Here is a 16,995-nt window from a genome sequence, read left to right as displayed (position 1 = left end):
ATGAGTACAGAAATGTCCTTAGAAGGTGTTGAACAGCTGCCACTGCGCAAGTTTACAGAAGACGCTTATCTAAATTATTCCATGTACGTAATCATGGACCGCGCATTACCGTATATCGGTGATGGTTTAAAACCGGTTCAACGTCGTATTATTTACGCGATGTCTGAACTTGGTTTATCAGCAAACGCAAAGTATAAGAAATCAGCACGTACCGTTGGTGATGTATTAGGTAAGTACCACCCACACGGTGACTCTGCGTGTTATGAAGCCATGGTATTAATGGCTCAGCCTTTCTCTTATCGTTACCCACTAGTTGATGGTCAAGGTAACTGGGGTGCTCCAGATGATCCGAAATCATTTGCTGCGATGCGTTATACGGAATCAAAACTGTCTAAGTTTGCTGATGTATTGCTAGGCGAAATTGGTCAAGGTACGGTTGATTGGCAACCAAACTTTGATGGCACAATGAAAGAGCCAACGATTTTACCAGCTCGTTTACCTCATATTTTATTGAATGGTATTACTGGTATCGCAGTTGGTATGGCAACAGATATTCCACCTCACAATGTACGTGAAGTAGCGAATGCAACAGTCCACCTATTAGAAAATCCAAAGGCGGATTTAGATGAGGTGATGGACTTTGTAAAAGGTCCAGATTACCCAACTAAAGCTGAAATTATTTCACCATCAAGTGAAATTAAAAAGATTTATCGCTCAGGTAAAGGCAGCATTAAAATGCGTGCGGTATGGCATAAAGAAGATGGTGATATTGTTATTACCGCTCTGCCACACCAAGTATCGGGTAGTAAGTTATTAGAGCAAATTGCTAACCAAATGCGAGCGAAGAAGCTACCAATGGTAGATGATCTTCGTGATGAGTCGGATCATGAAAACCCAACACGTATCGTTATCGTTCCTCGTTCAAACCGAGTTGATGTTGAGCCATTAATGAATCATCTGTTTGCTTCGACAGATCTTGAGAAAAGCTACCGTGTTAACTTAAACATGATTGGTTTGGATCAGCGTCCTCAAGTGAAAGGTTTGGTCTCTATTCTTTCTGAGTGGATTGAATTCCGTCGTACAACCGTTCGTAAACGTCTTCAACACCGTTTAGATAAAGTATTGGCTCGTCTACATATTTTAGAAGGTCTTTTAGCGGCTTACTTAAATATTGATGAAGTAATTGAAATTATCCGTACTGAAGATGATCCAAAGCATGAGTTAATGACTCGCTTTGATTTATCAGAGAAACAAGCGGAAGCGATTTTAGAAATTAAACTTCGCCAGTTAGCTAAACTGGAAGAGATTAAGATCCGTGGTGAACAAGATGAGTTAGCTAAAGAGCGTGATTATCTTGAGAAACTACTTGGTTCAGAACGTCGTTTAAATACATTAATTAAGAAAGAAATCTTAGCGGATGCTGAGAAGTTTGGTGATGATCGTCGTTCGCCATTGGTTGAGCGTGCAGAAGCTAAAGCGATGACTGAACGTGATTTGATCCCAAGTGAAGCGATTACGGTTGTTCTTTCTGATAAAGGTTGGATTCGTCATGCTAAAGGTCATGATGTTGACCCAACAACATTGAACTATAAATCAGGTGATAAATACTTAGCCCATGCGCGTGGTAAGAGTAACGCGCCAGCTGTCTTTATGGGCAGTAATGGTCGAAGCTACGCGCTTGAGTCGCATACATTGCCTTCAGCAAGAAGTCAGGGTGAGCCAATTACAGGTCGCTTAAATATTACAGCGGGTAGTCAAATTACGCATGTGGTTATGGGTGAAGAAGAGCAGACATGGTTAATCAGCTCTGATGCTGGTTACGGTTTTGTTTGTAAGGGTGCAGATTTACTGTCTAAAAATAAAAACGGTAAAGCCCTATTAACGCTTCCTGAAAACTCACAAGTAATGAACCCAGAAGCGGTATCTGACTTAGAAAGTGATGAGATTTTAGCTATCACTAACGAAGGTCGAATGCTTTTATTCCCTATTAAAGATTTACCACAGTTAGGTAAAGGTAAGGGTAATAAGATCATTAATATTCCGGCAGCGCGTTCGAAATCTCGTGAAGAGTTTTTGTCTCACTTATTACCATTACCTCAAGGTGCAACCATTACCTTATACGCAGGTAAACGTAAGTTAGGATTGAAACCTACGGATTTAGATAACTTCCGTGGGGAGCGTGGTCGCCGTGGTAGCTTACTGCCAAGAGGCCTACAACGAGTTACTCGTATTGATATTAATGGTGAGAGCACAACGACTGAAGAAGAAAGCGAATAACCTTTAGTCATTGCGATTGCTTAGATACAAAATAGCGCATTTTTTAATGCGCTATTTTTTTATTAATTGTTTGGGTCTTCTTCAATAGTTACTTTAATCGTCTCAGTTTTCCCTTTGCGAATTACATCAACATCCACTTCAGTACCGGGTCTTAACTCTGTTACGATATCAATGACGCTTTGTCTATTAGTAACACTTTTACCATCGATACTGGTGATTATATCTTGAGTAATGATACCAGCTTTTTCTGCTGGGCTATTTGGGGAAACACCTAAAACTAAAATACCGTTTATATTATCTGCATTCATTAATCTTGCCATGGCTGGATTGATGTCTCTTCCATCAATACCAATATAACCACGAATCACTTGTCCATCTGCAATCAATCGACGCATGATTTTATCCGCAAGAGCATAAGGAATAGCAAATGAAATACCATAAGTTTCTAGCTCAGTGGCTTGTTGGAATGAGGCGGTATTGATACCAACGAGTTCACCTCTGGTATTGACTAGAGCGCCACCTGAATTACCTCTATTGATCGCTGCGTCTGTTTGAATTAAACCTTGTGTACCGTCGGCACTCAACGCCGCTCGTCCGGTAGCAGAAATAATCCCAAAGGTTGTGGTTTGTCCTAGGTTATATGGGTTACCAATAGCGAGCACAACATCGCCAATATCAGCTTGATAGTTTGGGTTTAATGGAATAACAGGGAGGTTAGCATCTTTAATTTGTAATACCGCTAAGTCCGTACGTTTATCTTTACCAATTAATTGAGAGTTAAATAAGCGTCCATCTTGAAGAGCTACAATAACTTGATCAGCATCGGCAACAACATGATAGTTAGTAATGATGTAGCCTTTATCACTCACGATAACACCAGAACCTAAGCCTTCTGTATCTAAACGTAGACGGTCATTATCGTTGTATTTACGGCTATAGATATTGACAACAGCAGGAGCGGCTCGACGAACGGCATAATTAAATGAAATTTGCTTACTGTTCTGGGAAGTTTGCTCTATCGCACCTTGATCTAGCGTGATGTTTGAACGTAGGTTAGGGAATGCAAACAGCAATATCGCAGCTGTTGCGATACCTATCATAGCTGAACGCAATAAGAATGAGAGCATTGGCTTCCTAACCTTGATGAATAAAAAGAATAATTGATTAGGATAACATTGAATCTAGTTAAAAAGTAGAGGATGGAGAAGCAAGCACTCAAAGAATGAGTGCTTGCTTCTAGGTTACTTAATTACTAGATAAAGCGTGTGTTCACCACGTTGAATATTCAATGCAAGTACAGGCGGTTTACTTTCAAGTAATTTTCTAAATTGCTGTAAATTTTTCACCGGTTTGCGGTTAACACCGATAATAATATCGTCTTTTTGTAAACCGTAACGTTGCGCCATGGATGCTTTTTCTACATTACTGATCTTCACGCCTTTAACTGGATCTGATTGAGTGGTGTTTTGTAGTTCCGCTCCTTTTAATCCATTATGAAGGTTTTCAGCTTGTGCTTTAATTTGTTCCGCTTCTTTTAGTGTTGCGGTAACTGTTTTTTCTTTTCCATCACGAATCAAGCCTAAGGTCACTTTTTTACCTGCACCTAAAGTGGCGACTTTGGCTCGTAACTCACCGAAAGTTTGGATTTTTTTGCCGTTTATAGAGATAAGTATATCACCCGCTTGAATTCCGGCTTTATCAGCGGCACTGTCTGGAACTACTTGACTAACAAAAGCACCATGGTTGGTTTCATAGTCGAATGCTTCAGCTAGCTCTGGTGTTAATTCTCCACCTTGAACACCAAGAATACCGCGCTTAACATGGCCAAACTCTAAAATCTGCTCTGATAAATTACGAACCATATTTGATGGGATCGCAAAGCCAATACCTACGTTGCCGCCATTAGGCCCCAATATTGCGGTGTTAATACCAATTAAGTCGCCATTTAGATTGACGAGAGCACCACCAGAGTTACCACTATTGATAGCTGCATCCGTTTGAATAAAGTTTTCAAAGTTATCTAGGTTTAATCCACTGCGGCCTAAAGCTGAAATAATACCAGAGGTTACGGTTTGACCAAGGCCAAAAGGGTTACCAATGGCAACACTAAAATCTCCGACACGTAAATTATCTGAATCCGCTAATTTTATTTCGGTTAAATTTTTTGCCTCTTCAAGTTTTAGTAAAGCGATATCAGATAACTCATCGCTACCAATCAACTCTGCGGTATATTCACGTCCATCGTGTAATTGAACTAATATTTTTTCAGCGTTATTAATTACATGGTGGTTGGTAACAATATATCCTTTTTTTGCATCAACAATAACGCCAGAACCGAGACCTCTAAATGGCTGCTCTTGAACTTGTTCAGAGGGGAAGTCTGGGCCAAAGAAAAAACGAAATTGTTCAGGTATATGACGTTTAGATACTTGAGTACCTTCTACAGCGATACTGACTACTGCTGGTGTGATCTTTTCTAGCATAGGAGCAAGACTTGGCAGCTGTTGTGAATCAACTGCAATAGGTAAGGCTGCCTGTGATTGAATAGGGGCAAGGATGGCACTGATGCTTAAAGTTAAAGCACCTAAAACGAGCAAAGGTTTTTTCATCGAAATGTACTCTTAATTAAACAAAGTGTACTTATTCGACTCAAAAACCTTTGAGAAAGTTCATTGATAACTTCGGGTTTTAAGCGATTTTATCTTCTTTTTTTGCGTTGATATCAACTCGGTGCTCATCCTTTAAAAGGCCTGTTGCTCCATTAGCGTAATCTTTAGGTTGCTTACTAATTTCATCTTTTACATGAGCCACTTTTTTGTTTAGCTCTGGTGAGAGAGTCATTTCTCCTAAACGCGCTGAAAACGGGTTGTCTTGCTCTGGAAGATTAGGCATTAATTCTTTTGATGTAGACGCCATATGGTCATACATTTTATTAAAGTCTTTCGCTAATGCCTCTAGCATAGTGGCACTTGTTGCGAAGTGATCAACCAACTCTTGACGGTATTGTTCCAATTCGTACTTAGATTTTTCTAAATCTTGTTTTAACGACTTTTGGTGTTTAATACCTGGTACTGTAAAACGAGAAATCATAAAGCCAATGGTAATACCAACAGCTAAGCCAATTAAAGCGTATGTCCACGCCATGAAATACTCCTTACCGTTTTTTATTAATATGAGTCGGCTGATTAACGAGTTAATCTGATTGGTGTAACTGTGAGTTAGCCCACTCATAGGGTGTGTTGAGAACATGCTACTATGAAGGGAGTCAATCAACAAAAGAAAAGATTAAAAGTGATGACACCATTAGAAAAATATCAGCAAGACCTCAATCAAGAGGGTTTATGCATGATAGCGCTCAACAAAATGCTGTAGAACATCTTGATGATTTATATCGACGTTTTTTAGAATTAAAAGTTCCTGAAGAGCCAGCAAAAAAATCATGGAAACGATTTTTTAAAAAAGAGAAACCACAAAAGCTAACTCCAGAAAAAGGGTTGTATTTTGGGGAGGCGTTGGTCGAGGAAAAACGTATTTAGTCGATACTTTTTATGATGCTTTACCTACAGAAAGAAAGATGCGGATTCATTTTCATCGTTTTATGCAGCGAGTGCATGATGAATTGGGAGAACTAAAGCAGCAGTCTGATCCTTTACTTATTGTTGCTGATAAATTTAAACAAGAAACCGACATTATTTGTTTTGATGAGTTTTTTGTTTCAGACATTACTGATGCGATGATTTTAGCAACGTTGCTAGAGGCGTTGTTCGCTAGAGGGCTAACGTTAGTCGCTACGTCGAATATATTACCTCAAGATTTATATCGTAATGGGCTACAGCGAGCTCGTTTTTTACCAGCTATCTCTTTAATTGAAAAGCATTGTGACATTATCAATGTAGATAGTGGGGTGGATTATCGCCTTAGAACACTAGAGCAGGCCGAAATATACCATTACCCATTAGATAGCGATGCTGAAACTAATATGAAAGGTTATTTCTTACAGTTAGTTTCTGGTGGCGATTACGAATCGACTCAAATAGAAATTAATCATCGTCTTATAGAGGTAAAAGCTGAAGGAGAGGGTGTCGTCCATTTTGATTTTTCTTCTCTATGTGAAAGTGCTCGTAGTCAGCATGATTACATTGAACTCTCTCGTTTATATCATACGGTTTTGCTCTCTAACGTAAAAATAATGGGGGAGGTAAATGATGATGCAGCTCGTCGTTTTATCGCTATGGTTGATGAATTTTATGAGCGAAATGTAAAATTGATCATCTCAGCGGAGGTAGATTTAGCCTCTATATACCAAAAAGGCCGTTTAACGTTTGAATTTCAACGTTGTCAATCAAGATTGATTGAAATGCAAAGCCATGAGTACTTATCAAAAGAACATTTATCTTAGTCAAAGAAAGGGACTTTTTAATGATTTAAGAGCTTCATTTACTGTGATGGAGCTCAAAACTCAGTTTTTTTAATTTTTTTTGCCGATATGTGAAATATCTTCAAAAAAAAGGTGATTTTTTCCTCACACTTCTCTATAATCCTGCGACCCACCGTTACTGTACTGGCTTAATTGCCAAGAGTGCCAACCACTCGAAGGGGTGATGACTGGGCTCAAAAATATACAGTGGGAGCGAAAGCTCCTAATCAGTGAAATTATTTAATAACGGGTATCATTAGCATGAAAACTTTCGTTGCTAAACCAGCCGCTGTAAAGCGTGACTGGTATGTTGTAGACGCTGAAGGTAAAACTCTTGGTCGTATCGCAACTGAAATCGCATCTCGCCTACGCGGTAAGCATAAAGCAGAATACACTCCTCACGTAGATACTGGTGATTACATCATCGTTATCAACGCTGAGAAAGTACGAGTAACTGGTAAGAAAGCATCTGACAAGATCTACTACCGTCACTCTGAATTCCCAGGCGGTCTAAAATCTATTTCTTTCGAGAAACTGATCGATCGTAAACCTGAAATGGTTATTGAATTAGCTGTTAAAGGTATGCTTCCACGTGGTCCTCTTGGTCGTGCTATGTACCGTAAACTTAAAGTTTACGCTGGCGCTGAGCATAACCACACTGCTCAACAACCACAAGTACTAGACATTTAATCGAGGATTATGGCAATGGCAGAGAATCAATACTACGGCACTGGTCGCCGTAAAAGCTCAGCAGCTCGTGTTTTCATCAAACCGGGTACTGGCAACATCGTAATCAACAAGCGCAGCCTTGAAGTTTACTTCGGTCGTCCAACAGCACGTATGGTTGTTAACCAACCTCTAGAGCTAGTTGAAATGACTGATAAACTAGACCTATACATCACTGTTTCTGGTGGTGGTATTTCTGGTCAAGCTGGTGCGATCCGTCACGGTATCACACGTGCTCTAATGCAATACGATGAATCACTACGTCCTGCACTACGCGCAGCTGGCTACGTTACTCGTGACGCACGTTGCGTTGAACGTAAGAAAGTTGGTCTACGTAAAGCACGTCGTAAACCACAATTCTCTAAGCGTTAATTTTACGCTTCCAAGGAGTTTTGTTTCAAAACTCCTTTGGTATTGTGGTCAAAAGCCCAGCATTTATGCTGGGCTTTTGTTGTTTTTGTGAGCTTAAAACATTTTTAAGTCTTGAATTCCTTTCTCTTTTTTTATCCTTTCTCCAATCTCACTACAAAAACTCTACATATCTCACAAATGTTGCAAAAAGGTAGCTTTATCTTGTCAAAAAGTAAGGTTTTCTTTATCATTTATGGGTTAAAACAGCAGCCTAATAATATACGAATCAATTTTGAGCCTCTTTAGAGCGTTTGGAATAGTAAAGTTCTGTTGTATCACACCATTGAAAGTTAGCCGTAGCTCGTAAATGTATGGACATAATAAAAACCACATAGAGCAAATGGGAGAAAGTTGGATGAGCAATGCGCCAGTGAGTAATGGTCGACGTCGTTTCTTAACCGCCACAACTGCTGTTGTTGGTGGGCTAGGAGCTGCTGCGGTGGCCGTACCTTTTATTAAATCTTGGAACCCGAGTGCAAAAGCGAAAGCTGCGGGTGCTCCGGTTGAAGTCGATATCAGTAAGCTCGAGGATGGGCAGATGGTTCGTGTTGAGTGGCGAGGAAAACCTGTATGGGTTGTTCGTCGTTCAGAAGCACTTTTACAATCATTAACTGAAATTGAGGGTCAACTTCGAGACCCGTCTTCTGGGGAAGAACAACAACCTGAATATGCTCAAAATGCATATCGCTCAATTAAGCCCGAAATCTTTTTAGCAGTTGGCATCTGTACTCACCTTGGCTGTTCACCTACCTATTTACCTGACAGTTTTAGTGAACAAGTTGAAGGGGTTAATTCTGGTTTCTTCTGCCCATGTCATGGCTCTAAATTTGATATGGCGGGTCGAGTATTCCAAGGTGTTCCGGCACCTCTGAATCTTGTTGTTCCTAAGCATATGTACCTTAGTGATACTCGTATCCTAGTTGGGGTTGATGAAGGAGGGGAAGCCTAATGCAACCGTTACTTGATTGGGTAGAGAAGCGTCTGCCTGCGATGAATGCATATAAGAAGCATTTATCAGAGTACCCAATGCCAAAAAACTTTAACTTTTGGTATTTCTTTGGCTCTTTGGCCATGTTGGTTTTGGTTAATCAGATCGTAACTGGTATTTGGTTAACGATGAACTATGTTCCTTCTGGTGAAGGTGCGTTTGCCTCTGTTGAATACATCATGCGTGATGTTGATTATGGATGGTTACTTCGTTATATGCACTCAACTGGGGCATCTGCCTTTTTTGTTGTTGTTTACCTACATATGTTTCGTGGTCTAATTTATGGTTCTTATCAAAAGCCGCGTGAACTGTTGTGGTTATTTGGTATGTTGATCTTCTTAGTTTTAATGGCTGAAGCATTCATGGGGTATTTATTACCTTGGGGTCAAATGTCTTACTGGGGAGCTCAAGTAATCATTTCTTTATTTGGTGCAATTCCTGTTATTGGTGATGATCTTACCCTTTGGATCCGTGGTGACTATGTTATTTCGGGAGCGACGCTAAACCGTTTCTTTGCACTTCATGTTATTGCACTACCAATTGTTTTATTACTTTTAGTTGTTCTTCATATTTTAGCTTTGCATGAGGTTGGTTCTAATAACCCTGATGGTATTGAAACTAAGCTACCAAAAGCAAAAGATGATAAAGGTGAGCATAAAACACAGTTTAAGTTCCACGAATATTACACAAGTAAATATAACATCATTGATTCAGTGCCTTTCCATCCTTATGGAACGGTTAAAGATATGATTGGTGTAGCTGGTTTCTTATTTTTCTTCTGTTACGTGTTGTTCTTTAATCCTGAAATGGGAGGCTACTTCCTTGAGCCGCCTAACTTTGAAGCTGCAAACCCACTAAAAACCCCTGAGCACATTGCGCCTGTTTGGTATTTCACACCATTCTATGCCATCTTGCGTGCGGTTCCTGATAAATTATTAGGGGTAGTAGCAATGGGGGCATCGATAGTCGTATTGTTCTTACTTCCATGGTTAGATCGTTGCAAGGTTCGCTCTTATCGTTACCGTAGCAAGTTACACTTGTTGAATATTATCCAATTTACTATCAGCTTTATTGCATTAGGTGTATTAGGTGCGTTACCTGCAACACCAACTTATACGCTGTTAGCTCAAATCTTTAGTCTGATGTACTTTATGTTCTTCGTTATTCTGTTTATTTACAGTAAAAATGAAGCCACAAAACCATTACCAGAGAGGGTGACATTCAAATGAAAAAGTTGATTTTAGTGCTTTTTGCTTTGTTGCCATCAATGGCGATGGCAGCAGGTGCAAACGTACCATTAGATAAAGCGAATAATGATATTAGCGATCAAGCATCTCTACAAAATGGTGCGAAGATCTTCATGAATTATTGTGCAGGTTGTCACTCAACACAATATCAGCGCTATAACCGTGTTGCTGAAGACTTAGGGATTCCACCTGATTTGATGATGGAAAACTTAGTGTTTAATCCTGACGCCAAGATCGGTGATTTAATGAAGAGTGCGATCCCTGAAAAGCAAGCAGCTAACTGGTTTGGTGCTCCGCCTCCAGATTTAACTCTTGTAGCTCGCGTGCGAGGTACCGATTGGTTATATACTTATTTACGTACTTTCTATGCGGATCCTACTCGTCCATTTGGTGTGAATAATATGGTGTTCCCAAGTGTTGGTATGCCTCATGTACTTCAAGAGCTACAAGGAGTAACTACACCAGTTTATGAAACTACAACGGTTGATGGTGTTGAGCATAAAGTTGTTGTTGGGGTTGAGTCTGATGGCACTGGCGAGCTTAGCTCTGGTGAATACGATACAGCGGTTCGCGATTTAGTTAACTTTTTAGAATACTCAGGTGATCCTGTAAAACTTGAACGCCATCGTTTAGGTTGGTGGGTTATGGGCTTTTTAGTGATATTCGCCTTTGTTTCTTATTTACTTAAGAAAGAATATTGGCGTGATGTCCACTAATCGTGATATTCTAGATCGTTAATTGTACGCAATGGAGGCTCAGCCTCCATTGTTTTTGTGTCACTATTATTTTTATAGTAATAATAGATGACGGCACCCTAAATGTGGTGCTTTTGTTCCTAGATAAATACCGGAGGGGCTCAATGGCTGTTGCTGCCAACAAACGCTCAGTAATGACGCTTTTTTCAGACGCTTCTGACATGTACAGTCATCAAGTACGTATCGTACTTGCTGAGAAAGGAGTAAGTGTTGAAGTTGAATTGGTTGATCCATCCAACTTACCTGCAGAACTTGTAGAATTAAACCCTTACAAAACTGTACCTACACTAGTTGATCGTGAGCTTGCTCTATACAACTCTAACATCATCATGGAATACTTAGATGAGCGTTTTCCTCATCCACCATTGATGCCTGTTTACCCTGTAGCTCGTGGTAACAGCCGTCTAATGATGCACCGTGTTGAGACAAACTGGTACTCACTAGCTGAGAAAGTGGTTAAAGGTTCATTCGAAGAATCTGAAGCTGCACGTAACAAGCTACGCAATGACCTACTAATGTTAGGCCCAATCTTTGCTGAATACACATACTTCATGAGTGATGAGTTTAGCTTAGTGGATTGTTACTTAGCTCCGTTATTATGGCGTTTGCCATCTATGGGTATTGAATTATCAGGCCCTGGTGCTAAAGAATTAAAAGTATACATGAACCGAGTATTTGAGCGTGATTCATTCCTAGCTTCTCTAACAGAAGCAGAACGTGAACTACGTTTAACTAACTAAATGGATATTCGTTCAATGATGCCGCGTCGCCCTTATTTATTACGAGCGTTCTATGAATGGATCGTAGATAACGAGCTGACGCCTCATCTTGTTGTTGATGCAACAATGAATGGTGTTCGAGTTCCAGAAGAGTTTGTTCAAGATGGTCAAATCGTTTTAAACGTAGCACCACACTCTGTTGGTAACTTGGAGATGGGTAATGAAGCCGTGACATTTAATGCACGTTTCAGTGGTCGCCCACATTCAATCATTTTACCTTTGTACGCAATTCAAGCTATTTATGCTCGTGAAAACGGTGCAGGAACCATGTTTGAACCAGAAGAAGCGTATGAGATGACAGATGATGAAGGTATTTTTGAAGAAGAAACAAATTTAAATGCTGTTTCTGAAGATAATACGCCATCAGATGATGAGCCTGAACCTCCGCGTCCAAGTGGTCGTCCGAGTTTAAGAGTCGTTAAGTAAAGTGCAACAATTGAATCAAACTAAAAAGCCTACAGAAATGTAGGCTTTTTTATTGTGCTTTGCTTATTAACTATTACTCGACACTGCCACCTTGGCCGTATTCAAATGCTTTAATTACGCCTTTTACGCCTTGATATTACGAGCGACGTCTGCTGCAATGTTGCCTTGTTCTTCTGTTACAAAGCCAACTAAGAACACTTCTTGAGCTTCAGTAAATACACTGATTTTTATCCCGTTTAATTCACTTTTGGCAAGGAGTGAAGATTTCACTTTTGTCGTGATCCAGCTGTCATTATTGATTTGAGTAAAAGTGAGTAATGGGCGAACTCTGATTTGGTTATAAACCGTATTCACTCCTTTCATATCTTTTATCTTTTTCTCAAAATCTTGATTCATTTGAGCATCTTTTGCTTGTCCCATTAATAGAACTTTACCGTCATAAGCAACAGCACTAACTCGCATGTTGTATTGGTAAGGTGCTTTATTGGCAAGCCCAGTAGCTTCAAGGGATAAGTTTTTGTCTGATAGTTGCTCTTTTACTGTGCGGTTATCTGTTACAACAGACGCGGTTGTTGCCGCTCCTGCAATGAACAAGCCAGCACAACCTTGCAGTAATACCGCAGAAAGCAGTAAAGCACTTAATTTCACTAATTTCATATTATTACTCGGTGTGTTGTGGGAAAAGAACCTGATCAACAAGATCACAAATGCAATGCAATGTTAATAGGTGAACTTCTTGAATGCGAGCTACACGGTGAGAAGGTATTCGAATTTCTACATCCGATTCACCAAGTAAACCAGCCATAACGCCACCATCCATGCCCGTTAAGGCAATAATCGTCATATCACGACTTACTGCGGCTTCCATTGCTTTTAGGATATCTTGACTGTTTCCACTCGTTGATATTGCTAATAAAATATCGCCTGGTTGACCTAGTGCTCGAACTTGCTTTGAAAAGATTTCAGAGTAATTGTAATCATTAGCAATCGCTGTCAGTGTTGATGTATCAGCAGTAAGAGCCATTGCAGGAAGGCTAGGGCGTTCAGTCTCAAATCGATTTAATAGGCAAGAGGCAAATTGTTGTGCATTTGATGCAGAACCACCGTTACCACAACATAGAATTTTATTGCCGTTTAATAATGTTGCAACCATCGCTTGGGATGCGTGCATGATATGGTCAGGTAGAGCTTCCGCTGCGGCAATTTGGATTTGAATGCTTTCAGTAAAGCTTTCTTTGATATTTTCTAGCATTGTTTACCCTTCAACAATAGCATTTTTGATCCAGTTGATTTCCTTACCTTGAGCATGGATAGCAACGACATCAAATCTAAAAGATGTATGTTCAACAGAGAGCTTATTCTTCATAAGCCAGAAGAGAGCGGTTCGCTGTAATTTGCGCTGTTTTTGCCATGTTACCATTTCTTGCGCAGAACCGAAATTTGAAGTGTTACGGTATTTTACTTCAACAAACACAAAAGAATCTTGATCTCGCATGATGAGATCAAGTTCTCCGGTTTTTGACTGGAAATTGCGGGCAATGAATGTGAGTTGATGTTGCTCTAAATAGCGTTGTGCCATCAACTCATAAAATTCGCCCTTTGCTCGCTTATTCTGTTTCTTCTCCATGAACAGCCCAGCTCATTTTACGTTGAATTACGCACTCTTGGTTCAGGCTTAGTTCACCTGTTTTACCTTCCATACGGTAATTATCAACGGCTTTCATTTGAGGTAGTTCAGCAACCAACTGATAAGCATCCATACCTAGAGCATGAAGTCGAGTTTCACCGTTGCTACTTTTTGGCCACAGTTCATCGTATTGCGCTTTAAAACTGTGGTTTTCATTTGTTAATAATGGAATGTCACTAAACTCAATGCCTTTAATTTCAACTAGCTGAGTTTGACGGCCACTGTTACTACGAGAACTTGCATACAGTTTTGGTGGTTTAATTCCAGGATTAATCGCAACTTCAATGAAAGGTTTTAATAGAACCAACTCACTGCTTTTAGCTACCATGTAAACCGCATCAATGTCACGACGACTACGAGGTTGAGCCTCTAATTCCATGTTCGCTAATGCGTTCATTTGGTAGATACGAGCTTGGCTACTTTCAATACCAAAAACACTGTTTACTTTCTGTTGTAGTTGCGCTTTTGAGCCAAAGTAGCTGATTGACGGACGTTTTGCTGTTAGTTGGAACCATTTATCACTGAACGCTTGGCTTAGTCGCTCTCCCATAGTGCCTTGTGGTGCAAGGTACAGTGGGTGTTTAAAGCCTTGTTTAAATAGATGTACAGCCGCTTGTTCTGCTTCTTGTTCAGGAGATAGTGTGAAATAACAACTGTTTATATCCGTATCAATTTCACTTGGGATATTAAGAGCTAGTTGTGCAATCTCAGTTGAATTTAAAGACTGGAACTCTTCAATTTTACTGCGGACTAAAGGCCCAACAACAAATTGAATTTGTTCTTTTTCTAATGTGGCCATTATTTCTGTCATTGATGTCGCTTGAGTATCAATGATTTTAAGTTTAGTAAACTCGTCTCGCTCTTTATCTTCCATCATGGCATTAATGAAACCATCACGTACACGAAGAGCTTGAGGTCCAAAGCGACCACTTAAAGGTAATAGCAGTGCTACATTTTCAGGACGAACAATTTCAAGAGCTAGAATATCTAAGATGACTTGAGGTGTGTAAGTCGTTGCTGGATGTGTTGGATTTGCAAGTAACCATTCATTTAAGGTTTCTTGTAAACGCATTGGAGAGTGCTTCAGCGTATCTAAGTAAGTAGCAAGTTGTACCCAGCCATGTAAATTAGTTTCTGTTTCATCAAGTTTTACTTCTTCAAGAGCGGTACTGTTTAATGAAGAAACACTTGTCCAAACTTGAGTCCAAAGCTGTGCTTTTTGATCTTCTGCTGTGAATGGTTCTAATTTAATTAACTCACGAGCTGAGTTTAGATTATCACCGCTTGATAAATATAACTCATGGCGTAATTTGTGATACTCAATCCATTGGCTGTTTTCTAACTTCCACCATGCCTCAAAATTTAGTGTGTTTAATGCTTCTTCGTATTGACTTTGAGATTTAAGCATTTTTGCATGTGCAAGTTGCATTTCTGCTGTTTGTGCAGGGGATAATTGCATTGTTGCTAAGCGTGTTAGCAACTTATCAGCAAGATCAAAGTTTTGTTCTTGCACTGCCGCTTTTAATGCCATGATTAAGAAATCAGCTTCAAGCGCCCCTTGTTGCTGGTCTGCTTTTAAAATATATGCATTACTCGTTTCAGTTGGAGATTGAGTAATATCCAGACGATCAGGTGCCTTTGGAGAGCTTGAACAAGCAGCCAATGTCAGAGCTAAGGCTACAGGAGCAATCAAGCGTGTTACACTGTTCTTTCTCGGGGTCATATTTGCCATGGGTAATATACTGGTCCTACTTAAAAGGGCTGTTGTTACTATGGATGCTCATCACCCAAACAGCTAAAATATATTTTTGATTATAGTGATTGCTTAGTCTAATACCTAATCTATGAAACAATGTATCATTAAGATTGGTATTATTCCCTATATTAATCGCAGAAGAGATAGTAAACAAATGACAGAACACAATTTATCTGTGGTGAATACTGCAACTTTGTACATTGTTCCTACACCAATCGGTAATTTAGGGGATATCACGCAGCGAGCCATCGAGGTTTTAAAGTCCGTTGACCTTATTGCCGCGGAAGATACACGACATACTGGTAAGTTATTGTCTCATTTTGGTATAGCGAGTCAAACATTTGCACTGCATGATCATAACGAACAGCATAAAGCAGACTTATTGATCAGTAAATTGCAGCAGGGCCTATCTATAGCTCTTGTCTCAGATGCGGGAACACCATTAATCAGTGACCCAGGTTATCATTTAGTCAATCGTTGTCGTCAAGCGAATGTAAATGTTGTGCCATTACCTGGTGCTTGTGCTGTTATTACTGCACTTTCAGCCGCTGGCCTTCCTTCTGACCGCTTTAGCTTTGAAGGGTTCCTCCCTCCAAAAAGTAAAGGTCGTCGTGATAAGTTTGAAGAGATTGCACAAGCAGAGCGCACTTGTATTTTCTATGAGTCTCCACACCGTATTATGGATTCATTAGATGATATGTTGACGGTTCTTGGTTCTGAGCGACAAGTTGTATTAGCTCGTGAACTGACAAAAACTTATGAAACGATTCATGGTGCACCATTAGGTGAATTAATTGAATGGATAAAAGAAGACGATAATCGTAAGCGCGGAGAGATGGTTTTACTTATTCACGGCTTTAGAAGTGAAGCCAAAGATGAACTTCCATTTGAAGCGACACGTACACTTTCTATTCTTGTAAAAGAACTTCCGCTTAAAAAAGCAGCGGCAATGGCAGCGGAAATACATGCTGTGAAGAAAAATGCGCTATATAAATGGGGTTTAGAGCATTTAGATTAAGAGAATTGGAAAAGGGGTGGTAAGTTATAACTGACTCTTATATCATTCACCCCATGAGCTGACTCGGTAATCGCTGCTTCATTGATGTCCTTAGGGAGACTGATGGAGGGGAGGAAAGTCCGGGCTCCATAGAGCAGGGTGCCAGGTAACGCCTGGGGGCGCAAGCCTACGACAAGTGCAGCAGAGAGGAAACCGCCGATGGCTTAATCTTCTTTTATTCTTCGGAGTAGAGAAGTAAGCACAGGTAAGGGTGAAAGGGTGCGGTAAGAGCGCACCGGACGTCTAGTAATAGTGCGTTGCAAGGTAAACTCCACCCGGAGCAAGATCAAATAGGCCCTCACATAGCATTGCTCGTGTTTGGGGGCGGGTAGATTGCTTGAGCCTGTGAGCGATTGCAGGCCTAGACGAATGGTTACCACCGCGCAAGCGGGACAGAACCCGGCTTATATGTCGGCTCTAACTTAGCCCACCATAGTACTATTTCGGTAGTGTTATGGTGGGCTTTGTG

15 protein-coding genes, 1 other RNA gene and 2 pseudogenes are annotated in these 16,995 nt (G+C 40.2%); 11 read left to right on the top strand and 7 right to left on the bottom strand.

What is annotated here, in order from left to right; all coding sequences use genetic code 11:
• Positions 1–2,277, top strand: a complete 2,277-nt coding sequence (gene parC / locus AAFX60_012095; protein ID XDF77386.1) for a DNA topoisomerase IV subunit A — start codon at positions 1–3, stop codon at positions 2,275–2,277.
• 62 nt (positions 2,278–2,339) lie between these two features.
• Here parC and degS read toward each other — a convergent pair whose 3' ends face one another.
• The 3 genes from degS to zapG all read right to left on the bottom strand — a co-directional run bounded on the left by degS (position 2,340) and on the right by zapG (position 5,421).
• The gene (degS, locus tag AAFX60_012090; protein ID XDF77385.1) at positions 2,340–3,404 is read right to left on the bottom strand and encodes an outer membrane-stress sensor serine endopeptidase DegS; all 1,065 of its coding nucleotides are present in this window, start codon (positions 3,402–3,404) and stop codon (positions 2,340–2,342) included.
• A gap of 114 nt (positions 3,405–3,518) precedes the next feature.
• A complete protein-coding gene (locus tag AAFX60_012085; protein ID XDF77384.1) occupies positions 3,519–4,886 on the bottom strand; it encodes a Do family serine endopeptidase in 1,368 nt (455 codons plus the stop codon).
• 79 nt (positions 4,887–4,965) lie between these two features.
• Positions 4,966–5,421, bottom strand: coding sequence for a Z-ring associated protein ZapG (gene zapG / locus AAFX60_012080; protein XDF77383.1), 456 nt, complete (start codon positions 5,419–5,421; stop codon positions 4,966–4,968).
• 150 nt (positions 5,422–5,571) lie between these two features.
• Here zapG and zapE point away from each other — a divergent pair.
• From zapE to sspB, 8 genes and pseudogenes are all read left to right on the top strand, one after another.
• Positions 5,572–6,676 (top strand): annotated as a pseudogene (gene zapE / locus AAFX60_012075) (cell division protein ZapE).
• Between the two features lie 279 nt (positions 6,677–6,955).
• On the top strand, positions 6,956–7,384 hold the full coding sequence (gene rplM / locus AAFX60_012070) for a 50S ribosomal protein L13 (protein ID XDF77382.1): 429 nt from the start codon (positions 6,956–6,958) through the stop codon (positions 7,382–7,384).
• Positions 7,385–7,399: 15 nt separating this feature from the next.
• Positions 7,400–7,792: a 30S ribosomal protein S9 gene (gene rpsI / locus AAFX60_012065; protein XDF77381.1), complete on the top strand. Its 393-nt coding sequence runs from the start codon at positions 7,400–7,402 to the stop codon at positions 7,790–7,792.
• Positions 7,793–8,186: 394 nt separating this feature from the next.
• Complete coding sequence (gene petA / locus AAFX60_012060) at positions 8,187–8,780, top strand: ubiquinol-cytochrome c reductase iron-sulfur subunit (protein XDF77380.1); 594 nt, start codon at positions 8,187–8,189, stop codon at positions 8,778–8,780.
• The gene (locus AAFX60_012055) at positions 8,780–10,048 is read left to right on the top strand and encodes a cytochrome bc complex cytochrome b subunit (GenBank protein ID XDF77379.1); all 1,269 of its coding nucleotides are present in this window, start codon (positions 8,780–8,782) and stop codon (positions 10,046–10,048) included. Before petA ends, AAFX60_012055 begins: the two co-directional genes overlap by 1 nt.
• A complete protein-coding gene (locus AAFX60_012050) occupies positions 10,045–10,782 on the top strand; it encodes a cytochrome c1 (protein ID XDF77378.1) in 738 nt (245 codons plus the stop codon). Before AAFX60_012055 ends, AAFX60_012050 begins: the two co-directional genes overlap by 4 nt.
• 143 nt (positions 10,783–10,925) lie before the next feature.
• A complete protein-coding gene (gene sspA, locus AAFX60_012045; protein ID XDF77377.1) occupies positions 10,926–11,561 on the top strand; it encodes a stringent starvation protein SspA in 636 nt (211 codons plus the stop codon).
• The gene (sspB, locus tag AAFX60_012040; protein XDF77376.1) at positions 11,562–12,026 is read left to right on the top strand and encodes a ClpXP protease specificity-enhancing factor; all 465 of its coding nucleotides are present in this window, start codon (positions 11,562–11,564) and stop codon (positions 12,024–12,026) included.
• A 73-nt stretch (positions 12,027–12,099) separates the two neighbouring features.
• On the opposite strand, the pseudogene AAFX60_012035 reads toward sspB, so the two are convergent.
• The 4 genes and pseudogenes from AAFX60_012035 to AAFX60_012020 all read right to left on the bottom strand — a co-directional run bounded on the left by AAFX60_012035 (position 12,100) and on the right by AAFX60_012020 (position 15,445).
• A pseudogene (locus tag AAFX60_012035) lies at positions 12,100–12,683 on the bottom strand (BON domain-containing protein).
• 4 nt (positions 12,684–12,687) lie between these two features.
• Positions 12,688–13,278, bottom strand: a complete 591-nt coding sequence (locus AAFX60_012030; protein XDF77375.1) for a phosphoheptose isomerase — start codon at positions 13,276–13,278, stop codon at positions 12,688–12,690.
• A gap of 3 nt (positions 13,279–13,281) precedes the next feature.
• Positions 13,282–13,653 (bottom strand): YraN family protein, encoded by a 372-nt coding sequence (locus tag AAFX60_012025; protein XDF77374.1) that lies wholly within the window; start codon positions 13,651–13,653, stop codon positions 13,282–13,284.
• Positions 13,634–15,445, bottom strand: coding sequence for a penicillin-binding protein activator (locus AAFX60_012020; protein ID XDF77373.1), 1,812 nt, complete (start codon positions 15,443–15,445; stop codon positions 13,634–13,636). Before AAFX60_012020 ends, AAFX60_012025 begins: the two co-directional genes overlap by 20 nt.
• A gap of 178 nt (positions 15,446–15,623) precedes the next feature.
• Here AAFX60_012020 and rsmI point away from each other — a divergent pair, with 178 nt between their 5' ends.
• Positions 15,624–16,487, top strand: coding sequence for a 16S rRNA (cytidine(1402)-2'-O)-methyltransferase (rsmI, locus tag AAFX60_012015; GenBank protein XDF77372.1), 864 nt, complete (start codon positions 15,624–15,626; stop codon positions 16,485–16,487).
• A 54-nt stretch (positions 16,488–16,541) separates the two neighbouring features.
• Positions 16,542–16,949: RNase P RNA component class A (gene rnpB, locus AAFX60_012010), an RNA gene on the top strand.
• Positions 16,950–16,995: the final 46 nt, after the last annotated feature.

This window comes from Aliivibrio fischeri (assembly GCA_038993745.2).
In the GTDB taxonomy this organism is placed as follows: domain Bacteria; phylum Pseudomonadota; class Gammaproteobacteria; order Enterobacterales; family Vibrionaceae; genus Aliivibrio; species Aliivibrio fischeri_B.
This window is presented reverse-complemented; position numbering and strand designations above follow the sequence as displayed.